The organism is Psychrobacter sp. AOP22-C1-C5, from assembly GCF_052378885.1.
GTDB lineage: Bacteria > Pseudomonadota > Gammaproteobacteria > Pseudomonadales > Moraxellaceae > Psychrobacter.
This window is the reverse complement of record NZ_JBQSYC010000001.1, coordinates 542,739-555,701: the sequence shown is the minus strand read 5'-3', so window position 1 is coordinate 555,701 and position 12,963 is coordinate 542,739. Positions and strand designations below refer to the sequence as shown.

The following is a 12,963-nucleotide window of genomic DNA, read 5'->3' as shown; positions in this document are numbered from 1 at the left end:
TTGGTTTTATGGATAAAGATAAATAAACATCTTCCTTTTATTATGGTAGATAGTTTTTAAATTTCAAGCGATACATCAGCCAGATGGCGTTGTTTTTGTATGACGATTGCAACCGCTCACCTTTACGTGAGTCTTTTATAAGACCATTAATATAGCAACTTAATCAAGTGCTGGCGGTATAAAAATCAACGGGTTTTTAGGTACATTCTTAGCCTACCGTTAAGACCACGGAATGCTGGGTAATTTGTGGTAATCTACTCGCTATATCACAGTGCTTTATCATTGCGTTTAAAATGCGCGTAAAATAGTCTTATAAGACTATAAGATAAAAATAATTTTTTGCCATTATTCATCGCATTTAGAGCGCACGTTCAACAGATTATAATAAGGATAATATAGATGCAACAGACTGATTCAACTCTACCGAAACCCAAGAGCACAAAAGCAATCACCGACCAACAGGTACTCATCGCTGGTGGCGGTCATGTGGGCTTGTCCTTTGCCTTGTTATTGGCGCATCACGGCATTGCCAGTACTTTATTAGAAAAAAACCACTACCCAACCATCAGCCCGAACGATGACAGGACGCGCAGCCATTACTTGGACAGCCGCAATACGGCACTGTCACGTCGCACGGTACAGATTTATCAAGAAATAGGCTTGTGGGACGAGCTACAAAGTCATGCCTGCCGCATCGATGCGGTACAGATTAGCGAGCAGGGCAGCTTTGGACGTGCGCAGTTGAATAAGGCTGAAGAAAAGGTAGAGTCATTTGGACAAGTTATGGAAAACGCTTGGCTGGGACGTAAGCTTTTATTGGCAGCGCAGCAAGAGCCATTGATTACGTTGATTGATAAAGCCAACGTCAAGGCAGTTGACCAGCAAAGCAACGGTGTCACGCTTCGCTTTGGTCAAGACAGCGTAGAGCAGCCTGAACAGCAATTGCAAGGCAGCGTCTTGGTCGCTTGTGATGGGCGCGACTCTACTGTGCGTCAGTTATTAAACATTGGCACAACCACTTACGATTATGAGCAAACCGCTATCGTCGGTGTGGTCGAGACGGACAAGCCGCACGAGCATGTGGCAATTGAGCGTTTTAGCCCAGCAGGGCCGTTAGCAGTACTGCCATTGACTGATCCAGAAGGCGATGGCAATGATGACTACCAAGAAGGCTATAGACGCTCTGTCGTTTGGATATGCCCTAAAGGAGAAGAGACGCAGTATCTAGAAGATGATGCGCATTTCTTAGCGACTCTACAGCAGGCCTTTGAGCAACGCGCAGGCACGTTTGTCGCTGCTGGTCGACGCGGTGCTTATCCATTGACTCGAGTGCTGGCGGACAGGCAAGTGGTCGGACGCTGCGTCATCATGGGCAATGCGGCGCATACCTTACATCCTGTGGCAGGACAAGGCTTTAACCTCTGTATGCGGGACGCGCATGTGCTGGCACAAATGATGAATGCGCAGGTGCTAAGAGGCGCAGATATTGGCAATATGCAGTTATTGCAACGTTATGAGAAAGCCAGAAAGGCCGATCAAAAACGAGTCATTCGCTTTTGTGATGCTGTCGTGCATGGTTTTACGCATCCTAACCCAGCCGTAAAGTTAGCACGAAACGTAGCATTGGTCGCTTTTGATAAATTGCCAAACATCAAACCATTGGTAGCGACTTATGCGATGGGTTTAAAGTCTTAAAAGTACATCAACAAACCATTTTATAAGATAAGTAAGTCATAAATAAAATGAGCAAGCGATCGCTCACTAAAGGATGTGTCATGAAAAATAACCATACCCTCATTATCGGCAGCGGTATCGTCGGTGCCACGCTTGCTTTGAAGCTTGTGCAAGCAAAAATGCCTGTAACCTTGATTGATGCCCGTCCTGAGCGTGATGAGTCGGCTTGGCAAGAGATACTTGGCAAACGTGATGCCCGTGTTTATGCGCTGAGTGTGGCCAGCATCAATTTGCTTGAAGACGTGGGGGCATGGCAAAAGATTGTGGCCTCGGGGCGTAAAGCAGATTATTCGCAAATGCAGGTATGGCAACTGAATGGTATGGGCGAGTTACTGTTTGGTGAGAGCAGTGATAAAAACGTTGATCCTGAAATACTGGGTACCATGGTTGAGCCTGCGGTCATTGAGCATGCGTTATGGCAGCTAGTGAATGCAAGTACGGTCAGTGACTATTTAACCATCATTGCTGGGCAAACAGTCGTGGACATGGACTGGCTAGGTGCTGAGCGAGGCTATCGTGTGACTTTAGATGATGGCACAGCGATTGACGCGGCACTATTGGTCGGTGCTGATGGTCGCAGCTCCTTTGTCCGTCAGCAAGCGGGCATTAAGTTAGATACTCTAGATTACAATCAAACCGCCATCTGCTGTGCGATTCAGACTGAAAAACCACATCAAGCAACCGCGCGCCAAGCCATGTTACCCACAGGCACATTAGCATTATTGCCATTGGCAGATATTACGGATGCAGACAAGGCTACGCCACAACATTGGCAATCGATAGTGTGGACATTGCCGCGCAACCAAGCATTGGCATTGATAGAGGAGGAAGATCGCTTTGTCGCAGGCAAGCTAGCTGCTGCTACCAACTATGAACTGGGTGCTATCCAACAAATTGAGTCAATCGCTTGCTTCCCTTTGACCGCGCAACAAGCGAAAAGCTACGTCGCTGATAATTTGGTGTTAATCGGTGATGCCGCGCATGGTGTGCACCCGCTGGCAGGTCAGGGATTAAATTTAGGCATGCTCGATGTACAGGCGTTAAGCGAACAATTGATCCATGACTTTGCTCGTAGTGGTCGCACGCTTTGGGGTAACAATCAAACATTGCGTGCTTATGAGCGCTCGCGCCGTCCGCATAATAGCCTAATGATGCATAGTTTTTCGGCACTTAATTGGCTGTTTGCAGGGTCACTTGCTCAAACGCGTCCTGTACAGCAAATACGTAGCGAAGGGATGTATCGCGTCGGCAAAATAAAGCCACTGATGCGACTGTTTGCCAAGCAGGCGAGTGGGGTGTAGCAGTTTTGGCTTAGAAGAGATTAGAACATGGACGTTAAATTATCAAACATGCTGGGTGTTCTGTTTGGTGTTTTGACTTTATCAGGATGTCAAACGCTATCAAAAAGCACTACGCTAGACCAAAATAATGAAGAGCGGACTTTCATTTTATTGGCAGATATTCCAGATTCAGATGGCGATGGTATCTTAGATGACGTAGACCACTGTCCAGACACACCTAAAAATGTCCCAGTAGATGAGCTTGGCTGTCCAATGCCTATAGATTTAGTGGAACTTATTACGATGGATATGAGGGTGTTTTTTGAGCGTAATAGCAATGAGCTGCAATCGCAGTATTTTCCAGAAATAGAAAAAGTCGCTGATAAAATACTAACCCGTCCTGATCTGGATCTGGTGGTGGTATTAGCTGGTCATGTCTCTGAACCTGAAGCGTTGCAACGATCAGTTATCACTAGTGAAAAAACTAATCAGTCGAAAAATAAGCAAGCAGTAGACAAACGAACTCAACTGGGACGTGAGCGTGCGCAATTAGTAAGAAGTTATTTACTCAATAAAGGGGTAGCTGCTAATAAAGTTTATAGTTTTGATTGCGCTAACATTATGCCAGTTGCATCCAATGATAATGACGAAGGCGCTTCAATGAACCAACGTGTCTATGGAAAGACGCTACCAGCCAAGGACTTTTTTACTGGCAAAGGTTATGGTCAGATGGACTCATTTGACAGATACAAAGCCCTTTGTCAGCAGTTTTAGGATGAAAAGTCATGTCAAATAAGTTATGGACAACGATAACCACTATAGCAGTACTCATCTCAACGCTCGCCGCGTGCCAAACGCCATTAAAAAGCACTGCGCTAAATCAAAGTATCGAAGAATCACCTATTACCTTAGTACCAGATATCCCAGATTCAGACGGTGATGGTGTACCTGACGATACAGACGAATGTCCAGCTACTCCAGAAAACGTGACAGTAGATGAAAGAGGTTGTCCTTTTACGGGTATGGGAATAGGTCTAAAAATGGAGTATAGGGCCTTTTTTGCAAAGGGTAGTAGTGAGCTATCAAAAGAGTACCAGCTTGAGCTTGATAAAGTAGCGCAAAAGCTGCAAGAGTACTATACGGCAACTATGCGTATTGAGGGGCACGCTTCAACAGATGAAGTATCAGCTATTGATGCATTCTTGCAACCAAATGCTCTATCAAGAAATAGGGCGCTTATCGTCAAAAACTATCTGATAATGCAGCATCAAATTGACCCTAATCGTTTAAGTACCTTTAGTTATGGTGCCGAGCAGCCTATTGCCCCTTCTGATACCGAAGAAGGTAAGTCTAAGAACCGCCGAGTTTATGGGATGGCTCAAGAGCCTGAAGACTAATTATTTAATATTCAATCAGCAGATTTTGATTTAAAACAACTATCTCAAGGCAAATCCAATGCTCATCCCGAAATACTGGGCACAATACAAGCAGTGCTTTAAGGTATCAAGCACGGTTGATAATGCGCCTGACAATTTTCATTCTAAACAAGTGACTATCAAGCGTTATGGGTGGTCAGATATCAGTCAAGAAGCGGCTTTGGTTCATACTAAAGAGCGCGTTGCTAATGCACATAGTCGTTGGTTGGCTGGCAAGGATATTGTCAGACGTGAGCGTAGGGAAGAGTACAACGAAAGCAATGGTATTCCCATTCGTGAAGAAATTATCTCGGAGCATGGTTTTTCAGAAAATGGCTTAACAGAAAGCAATTTAGAAAATAGCTCGTGTGATACTCAGCTCATTGTTACGCGTAATACTTATGGAGCACAGGTTGCTAACGTTAATAATATTGCGATTATCGATGTTGATCATGATGATTTATTGCATAAAAAGTTTCCTGATAGCTATGACAAACAAGGTTTTATGGATGTGTCTATCATTGATAAAAGCCAACCATCATCGATGAAAGTAAAAGTCTGGTCTTTTGTCCTTATCTTTATACTTATTGCGAGTAGCATCGCTTGGTTTGGATTATCATGGTTATGGCTGTTGGTCATTATGGTGGGTGTGACCGCGTATCTATGGCAACAAGCCAGTAAAAGAGATAAAGCACGCGCACAAAAATATGCCGATGATATTGCCTCATTACTACCTTTTATAACAGATTTAATTAAGAAGCGCGTTGCCAGTCATTCAAAGGAATCTTTTCGTTTGTACGAGACGCCAGCAGGGTTTCGCATTATAGCTACCCACGATACTATCGCACCAAGTGATAATCTGGTCGCAGCGTGGTTTGAGTATTTTCATGCAGATGTTAATTATGTACGTCTTTGTCAGGCGCAGCAGTGCTTTCGAGCAAGGCTCACTGCCAAGCCATGGCGCATGAGTGAGGTTGAAAATAATAAGTTGGCTAAAAATATCCCAGCTAAAGATTGGTTCACTGAGGATAATGCTTTTGAAAAAACAGCGACACAACAACGCCAAGATTTAGAGTCAGGCAAAGCATCACGTAAACAGTGGATTACTTATTACGATAAGTATGCAAAACACTATCGAGCATGTCGATATGTCGAGGTTTTTTCTGGTTTCGATGCTGGTCATCAATTAGAGCATCAAGCCATACAGACATTTATTGATTGGCATGACAGCATTTGTCAGGTAAATAAAGAGCTACAGTTGGCTTAAAGTACATCTTACTTTATCAATAAAAACGACCTTATGATCAATTCAAGGAAGGATGACCATGAAACTCTATAGCATTTTATTATTAGCAGCATCTATAACATTAGTTGGCTGCCAAACTACCAAAATTGTATCGCCAGAAACTACGCTTCAAGATGAAAATACCATGACGATGAAGGCAGATGTTCCAGATTCAGACGGTGATGGCGTATCTGATGATATGGACGAGTGTCCAGCTACTCCAGAAAAAGTGACAGTAGATGAAAGAGGTTGTCCTTTCTGGGGGTCTATGAGTTTGCAAATGGAATATCGCGCTTTTTTCCCAAAAGGTAGTAGCGAGTTACTTCCAGAGTATCAGGTTGAACTGGATAAAATAGCTATAAAAATGAAGGAGCATAATACGGCGACTATGCGTATTGAAGGCAGTATTTCAAAATAAGAAATAGATGATGGTAGTTCAGTAGCTAAAAATAGGGCGCTGATGGTCAAAAACTATCTCGTTTTAAAACATAGTATCGAACCTACTCGTTTGAGCACTTTTAACTGTGGTGCTAGAGCACCTATTGCACCGTCTGATACCGAAGAAGGCAAGTCCTTTAATCGTCGGGTTTATGGGTTAGTTACGGAGCCTGAAAACGGGATAGTTTATCAGCAGCCAAACGATTTAAAACCAGTTACATGCGTCAAATTTTGAATAGAGTTTTTATCAACTAATCGTTAGTAGCTCAATTTAGATGTACAGGTGTTTATGATTGCACTAAGAGAGAATAACAGTGAAAAATTATAGAACTTTATTGCTATTAACAGCATCTATAGCTCTAACAGGCTGCCAAACTGTTACAACTGTACCATCTCAGGACAGGTCTAAATACGACAACACAGTGACATTGAAAGCAGACATTCCAGATTCAGATAGTGATGGCGTACTTGATGATATAGATGAGTGTCCCGAAACGCCAAACCATATAGTAGTGGATTCTAAAGGCTGTCCAACAATAGTATATGCAGGTGGACTTGAAATGGAACTCAATGGATTTTTTCTGCCAATGAGCAGTCAATTACCTGATATTTATGATGTAGAATTTGTGAAAGTAGCAGAAAATCTTAACGACTACCCAAAAGCCAAGGTTTTTGTTTTTGGTCATATGGCATCTAATGAGCTTGGTATATTGCACAATAAAAATAATTTATCGCGTAACCGTGCCATCAATGTCAAAAACAGATTGGTAAAAAAACATAATATCGCCTCTGATCGCATTTCTACTTACGATTGCTCAGATAGATATCTGTTTATAGATACAGACTTTAGGGCAAGTGATTTTGAAAATATAGAGTCTAAAGACAGAAGGATATCTGTTAAAGCAAGTACGCAAGTAAATGACCTAGCAAATCTGGAGTACGCAAGTGATCGAAAAAATTACGAAAGATACTCAAAGCACTGTGAGCTGTTTGAATAACAGTATAAATACTGATTATTAATTATTAAAACCTATACCTACCCGAACGCCGAAAAAAACACCATCAGTACGGGTGAGACGATATTAATAAGAAAGCCAAAGCTAATCGCCAGTGGCACAACTTTTAGACCACCTGATTGTTGAATCACGGGTAGGGTAAAATCCAAGCTGGTCGCACCGCCAAGCCCTACGGCTGCTGATGGGTATTTACGCATAAAGACTGGAATAAATAATAGAGCAAAAAACTCACGTACCAAATCGTTAAATAACGCCACACTGCCCCAAACAGCACCATAAGCGTCAGTCATGACAATCGCTGAGAGAGAGTACCAACCAAACCCTGAAGCCAAAGCTAAGCCCTTAGTCCATGACACATCAGTAAATATCAAAGCGAAAACAAGCCCGCCCACTAATACCGATAGTGTAAAGATGATACTCATCTCGACACCGCGTCTATTGAGCAGCACTTCTTTGAGCGTAATACCTGACCCTTTCAGTCCAATACCGACCAATAAAATTAATATCATTAGTAAGGCAGTCATGGTGTTTTCCGGCGGCATGTAAGAGGCTGGCAAAAAGTAACCGATGACCATTCCGATCAACACGCATACCACTTGGGCGAGGCTACCGCGAATACTAACGCGATGCTCCTTCGATTTTACGCTTGGTTTTTTGGCATGCCATGGACGCAAATGATCAAACAACATCAGCGCAAACAAACCTGCGCCAACCGTCAATGTCGAAAGAATGGTGACGTACAGAACTATTTCGCCGATCTGACTGCCCAGCCCTTCCACTTGTGACAACTCAATGCCAATCAACCCCAAAATCACAAATACCAAATAAGACAAGCCTTTGTCTGCAAACTTGGTCATGGTTGGGTTAGAGGGGATGGCAAAGCCAATAAACATTGGCATTAATACCAAAACAAGAGTAACTAGGCTTTGCATGGTGGTCGGCTCGCAGCATTTTTAACAAGGCGTTTTAAAGAAGCTGGAGATTGTATCATATTGGGTTAGAAATACTAAAAATACACAGGTAAAACGCATTATGCCCCTATCTGCTCACAACAGGTTAATCAATCTCTGCCAAGACCTGACCCTGTTGAGTAATACTTATAGATTCAGTACAGTCATTGTTTTGAAGAAAAGATTGATTTGGTAGTGGCTCAACTACACTCGTTAGAGGAGTGTCCGATAGATTTGGATAGTCCTTTCTATAATGACCGCCGCGACTCTCAACACGCTGATAAGCAGACTGAATAATTAAGGCTGCTAATTGCAACTGTTTTGCTAATTGAAAACGCGCAAGTTCATTGGTGGTAGTAGCGCGACTTTTATTACAGATATCGGATTGTCTTAACTCAGCATGTTTAAGCCGCTGCTGCCATACTTGTATTTGCGTCAGGGCTTGTTCTAATGACTGAGCATGACGCGTGATACCCATACTGGCAGTCATCAGACACTTTAATGCGTCAGTTATTTCAGTTATTTCAGTCATTTTAGTATCAGGGCAACCACTGCTAGCCAATCTATTATGTTCGTACAAAGGCAAGATAGAAGAGGGCAAGCAAATAGTGTGCGTATTATTAAGGCGTGGCGGTTTCCAAATAGGAAATGCTGGCTGTTTTGACTGATTATCATATAAGGTAGTATTTGAATCGGTCATTTTTTTCAAATAATCTGGCAAGTGGGCTGCAATATTACGACCAACCACCACGCATTCTAGCAATGAATTGCTTGCCAAACGGTTTGCCCCGTGCAAGCCTGTATAAGCAACTTCACCAGCTGCGTAAAGCCCAGCCACATCGGTTATGCCAGTTGCATCAGTGACTACGCCGCCGCAGCTATAATGGACAGTTGGCGCTACTGGAATCGGATCTGTCGTAATATCGATACCGAGTGTTAATAAGGTTTGATAAATTTGCGGGAAATGCGTTTGCAAGAATGTCGCTGGCAAGTGGCTGACGTCAAGATGAACGTAGCCAAAACCGTTGCTATCAATCTGCTCAGCAATGGCGCGAGCGACGATATCTCGCGGTGCAAGTTCTGCACGTGGGTCGATGTCTAACATAAAGCGCTTGCCTGTCTGCGGACAAGTCAGCCAACCACCTTCACCGCGCAGTGCTTCAGATATTAAAAAGCTACTATCATCAAGTGCTAGGCCTGTTGGATGAAATTGAATAAATTCTAGATTTGCCAAACGGCATCCTGCTTGCCACGCCATCATTACTCCATCACCGACACAGACATTGGGCCCACTGGCTCGCTTAAACAGTTGACCTAAACCGCCACTGGCCAATACAACGGCGCGACTATAAAAGGTAAGCTGATAATGATTAATATGATCAAAAACCAGCGCCCCTTGGCACTGTCTAACCGTATGATTATTGGTAAGCTTGTTATCAGCTGCTGAGGTGGTCAGTAAGTTTAAGGCTTCATGATAGGGCAGAATAGTGATGTTAGGCGCAGCGTGCGCTTTTAGAGTCAAAGTGTCCATAATATGTCGACCCGTCGCATCATCCGCATGCGCCACTCGGCGACAACCGTGTCCCCCTTCTTTAGTCAGATGCAAGTCGCTGGTTAGAAAGTCATTCGTGTACAGTGCAGTGGCCTTTTGCTGCGGATTGAGTTGAGTATCGGGCTGAGATATTTGAGTAAAAGGCACGCCTTGCTCGCACAGCCATTGGACAGCCTGCTGGCCAGAACTTAGAATTTCGGTAGTATAATCAACTTCGCACAATCCTGCGCCGGCGACCACCGTATCAGCAACATGGTCAGCGACCGAATCATTTTTGTCCAAACTTGCGGCAATACCGCCTTGGGCATAGTGACTTGAGCAAACATCAAGCGCTGATTTGCTCAATACTGTGATGTTTAGCGACTTTGGTAAAGACAAGGCAGTACTTAAACCTGCCAGCCCAGCCCCAATAATTAAGACATCTGTTTGTCTCGCACTTTTCTCGCCATGCGCATTATGCGCGTCATAGACATTATCATTTGCTTGGTCAGCTTCACGCATATTACGCCGCCCCAACATTGGCAAATAAAGCGCGGTCTTTAACGATGTTGCCACTAGCGGCCACTCGTTGTTTTCGTGACTCGGCAAAATCAAGCATACGCTGTAAAGGCTTTTTGGCTGCTGCTGCCATCTCAGGCGTCATCAATACTTCACCAGTATGATGTGTCAAACACTGCTCGATACCTTGCAAGCCATTCATTGCCATCCATGGGCAAAATGCACAGCTTTTGCAACTGGCGCTTTCACCAGCCGTAGGCGCGGCCAAAAAGCGTTTCTGCGGTGAGCGCTTTTGCATTTCGTGCAAGATACCTAAGTCGGTGGCGACGATAAAGGTATCCGCGTCCATCTCATAAGTTGATTGCAGTAGCTTACTGGTCGAGCCAACCACGTCCGCAAGCGCAACGACACTATCAGGGGATTCAGGATGCACCAACACTTTTGCGCTTGGATGTGCTTCTTTTAATTGCATCAGCTCAGTGGCTTTAAATTCGTTGTGCACCAAGCATGAGCCTTGCCAAAGCAGCATATCCGCACCCGTCTCGCGTGCGATATATTTACCCAAATGACGGTCAGGCCCCCAAATAATAGGCTCGCCTTGGGCATGCAAGTGACGGACGATATCGATACCAACGGAGGAAGTTACCACCCAATCCGCTCGTGCTTTCACAGCGGCACTGGTATTGGCATAAACCACGACAGTACGCTCAGGGTGAGCGTCGCAAAATGCGGAAAACTCATCAGCAGGACAACCCAGATCAAGTGAGCATTCTGCTTCCAAATCTGGCATGAGTACCGTTTTTTCCATACTTAGTATCTTTGCCGATTCGCCCATAAAACGCACGCCTGCAACGATCAATGTCTGCGCACTATGCGCTTGACCAAAGCGCGCCATTTCCAGCGAATCACCGACGCACCCACCCGTTGCCAATGCCAAATCTTGAATAAAAGGGTCGACATAGTAATGCGCGACCAGCACAGTATTATTATCCTTTAATAACTGCTTAATGTTTTCTTCGACCGCAATCCGCTCTGCTCGTGGCAAATCTGCTGGTATTTTGGCTCTGGCATATTCGACATTCATTTGAGTGGCAATGCGAGTGTCATTGTTCATGATGGGTGCGTCATACGGATAGAGTTTCATAAAGGTAACCTCTGGAGCACTAACGACAAATGATGTGTCGCTAAAAGGGAGTCAATTAAATACCGCTTAAACCAAGTGATTTTAATTATGCTCATTTTGAGCATAAAAACAAGTATTTTTTATGACTCGTATTTAGAGTAATACGACTTTGTATAGAACGAACCTTACTTCAAAGTTACTCTGCCGAAATGCTGAATGTCTAGTATGAGTTTTTGGCACTTATAATATAAAGAGCGCACAGAGAAATTGAAACCAGTGCAAGACCATTTCATTTTTATTGATTTTAAGCTGATGATAGCTTTTATTTTTATCCTTTTAGACGTCGTATAATTGCAACGGCTGCCTATGATAGTATTAGATTCGCGCTATACTGATCCATTCGGCTACTCGCTCGTTTTGTCTTTTTTATGGCATTCAAAAACAAAGGATATTACCCAAAGTTATGACGTTGTCTTATTCACATGCGCACCAACAAGGTAGTGGCACGACAGAGGTGGTCGCAGTATTGGTTGCTATTACAGAACAGACTGCTCGGGTCTTAACGGTTGATCAAGGCAAGTTGTTGCCCAATGGCCCACTTATGCCATTACATCGATCACTACAAGCAGGTGTGCGTCAATGGGTTGAGGAGCAAACGCAGCAGCCACTTGGTTATTTAGAACAGCTATATACCTTTGTCGATACCAATAGACGCAATATCGACGATCACGCGTTGGTCTATGTGAGCTATTTAGGACTGGTACAAGAGACGCAAGCGCAGCTGCAAAGCCAAGCGCTATGGCGAGATTGGTACGATTATTTTCCGTGGGAAAATCACTTGGAGGGCGTGCCAAGTATGATCAAGGATTTTATTGTGCCAGCCTTATTAGAATGGTCAATGACAGCAGAGGATATCGTTGTTCAGCAACGCAGGCGACAGCGTATCGGCCTATGCTGGGGTTTAGATCAGTCAGTTTTGGGGAGCGATGAGCCGAAAAGCGCAGATAGTGATAATAGATCAATGAAAGAATCAACAAATGGGTCAATAAGCGATACTACGTATGAGCATAGAGAGTGGATAGCCGAGCATGTATTGCTACGCTATGAGATGCTTTATGAAGCGGGACTTATACCTGAAGCCCCGACATATCCACCGAGTCATTTAACGAAGATATTACCTGAGAATTGGTCACAGATCATAGGTATCCCAATGTACTACGATCATCGCCGCGTGATTGCGACTGCGATCTCAAGGCTACGCGCTAAGATCGAATATCGACCGCTTATCTTTGGTTTGATGCCAGAAGTGTTTACTTTATCGCAGTTACAACAAAGCGTAGAAGCACTTTCAGGCATACGCTTGCATAAGCAAAATTTTCGCCGACTGCTTGACACGCAAAACCTTGTGGCAGAGACAGGACATAGTAGTAGTGCTCAGCGGGGTCGTCCTGCCAAGCTCTATCGCTTTCGCCATGATATTGAACTGCAAAGCCTATTGATGGATAGCAAACTGCCCAAACGTAAATAATGGCTAAAGCATCACCATTTTTAGTGTTTATACAGATTTGAGAAAAGTATGAAGAAATGACCTATTCTTGCGGCACTGCTGATTTTGCGCTATATTTATGCTCATTTTGAGTTTAATAGATAAAGCTCATATCATTTGTGTAAT

Annotated in this window: 11 protein-coding genes; 8 read left to right on the top strand and 3 right to left on the bottom strand. The window is 43.9% G+C overall.

What is annotated here, in order from left to right:
• The first annotated feature begins 399 nt into the window (after positions 1-399).
• The 7 genes from ACT3TH_RS02185 to ACT3TH_RS02155 all read left to right on the top strand — a co-directional run bounded on the left by ACT3TH_RS02185 (position 400) and on the right by ACT3TH_RS02155 (position 7,150).
• Positions 400-1,695, top strand: coding sequence for an FAD-dependent monooxygenase (locus ACT3TH_RS02185; protein WP_444754210.1), 1,296 nt, complete (start codon positions 400-402; stop codon positions 1,693-1,695).
• An 80-nt stretch (positions 1,696-1,775) separates the two neighbouring features.
• The gene (locus ACT3TH_RS02180; protein WP_444754209.1) at positions 1,776-3,035 is read left to right on the top strand and encodes an FAD-dependent monooxygenase; all 1,260 of its coding nucleotides are present in this window, start codon (positions 1,776-1,778) and stop codon (positions 3,033-3,035) included.
• Positions 3,036-3,062: 27 nt separating this feature from the next.
• Positions 3,063-3,788 carry an OmpA family protein gene (locus ACT3TH_RS02175; RefSeq protein WP_444754208.1) on the top strand — a complete coding sequence of 242 codons (726 nt, stop codon included), beginning with the start codon at positions 3,063-3,065 and terminating at the stop codon, positions 3,786-3,788.
• Positions 3,789-3,799: 11 nt separating this feature from the next.
• The gene (locus ACT3TH_RS02170) at positions 3,800-4,411 is read left to right on the top strand and encodes an OmpA family protein (protein WP_444754207.1); all 612 of its coding nucleotides are present in this window, start codon (positions 3,800-3,802) and stop codon (positions 4,409-4,411) included.
• Positions 4,412-4,469: 58 nt separating this feature from the next.
• Positions 4,470-5,696 carry a hypothetical protein gene (locus ACT3TH_RS02165; RefSeq protein WP_444754206.1) on the top strand — a complete coding sequence of 409 codons (1,227 nt, stop codon included), beginning with the start codon at positions 4,470-4,472 and terminating at the stop codon, positions 5,694-5,696.
• Between the two features lie 58 nt (positions 5,697-5,754).
• Positions 5,755-6,132: a hypothetical protein gene (locus ACT3TH_RS02160; RefSeq protein ID WP_444754205.1), complete on the top strand. Its 378-nt coding sequence runs from the start codon at positions 5,755-5,757 to the stop codon at positions 6,130-6,132.
• 334 nt (positions 6,133-6,466) lie between these two features.
• Positions 6,467-7,150: an OmpA family protein gene (locus tag ACT3TH_RS02155; protein WP_444754204.1), complete on the top strand. Its 684-nt coding sequence runs from the start codon at positions 6,467-6,469 to the stop codon at positions 7,148-7,150.
• Between the two features lie 38 nt (positions 7,151-7,188).
• On the opposite strand, the gene ACT3TH_RS02150 is transcribed toward ACT3TH_RS02155, so the two are convergent.
• The 3 genes from ACT3TH_RS02150 to nadA form a co-directional block, all read right to left on the bottom strand.
• A complete protein-coding gene (locus ACT3TH_RS02150; protein WP_444754203.1) occupies positions 7,189-8,100 on the bottom strand; it encodes a lysine exporter LysO family protein in 912 nt (303 codons plus the stop codon).
• A 124-nt stretch (positions 8,101-8,224) separates the two neighbouring features.
• Entirely contained in the window at positions 8,225-10,171 is a 1,947-nt protein-coding gene (nadB, locus tag ACT3TH_RS02145) for an L-aspartate oxidase (RefSeq protein ID WP_444754202.1), read from the bottom strand.
• Between the two features lies 1 nt (position 10,172).
• Positions 10,173-11,312: a quinolinate synthase NadA gene (gene nadA / locus ACT3TH_RS02140; RefSeq protein WP_444754201.1), complete on the bottom strand. Its 1,140-nt coding sequence runs from the start codon at positions 11,310-11,312 to the stop codon at positions 10,173-10,175.
• A 442-nt stretch (positions 11,313-11,754) separates the two neighbouring features.
• Between nadA and ACT3TH_RS02135 the strand changes: the two genes are divergently transcribed.
• On the top strand, positions 11,755-12,819 hold the full coding sequence (locus ACT3TH_RS02135) for an NUDIX hydrolase (protein ID WP_444754200.1): 1,065 nt from the start codon (positions 11,755-11,757) through the stop codon (positions 12,817-12,819).
• Positions 12,820-12,963 lie beyond the last annotated feature (144 nt).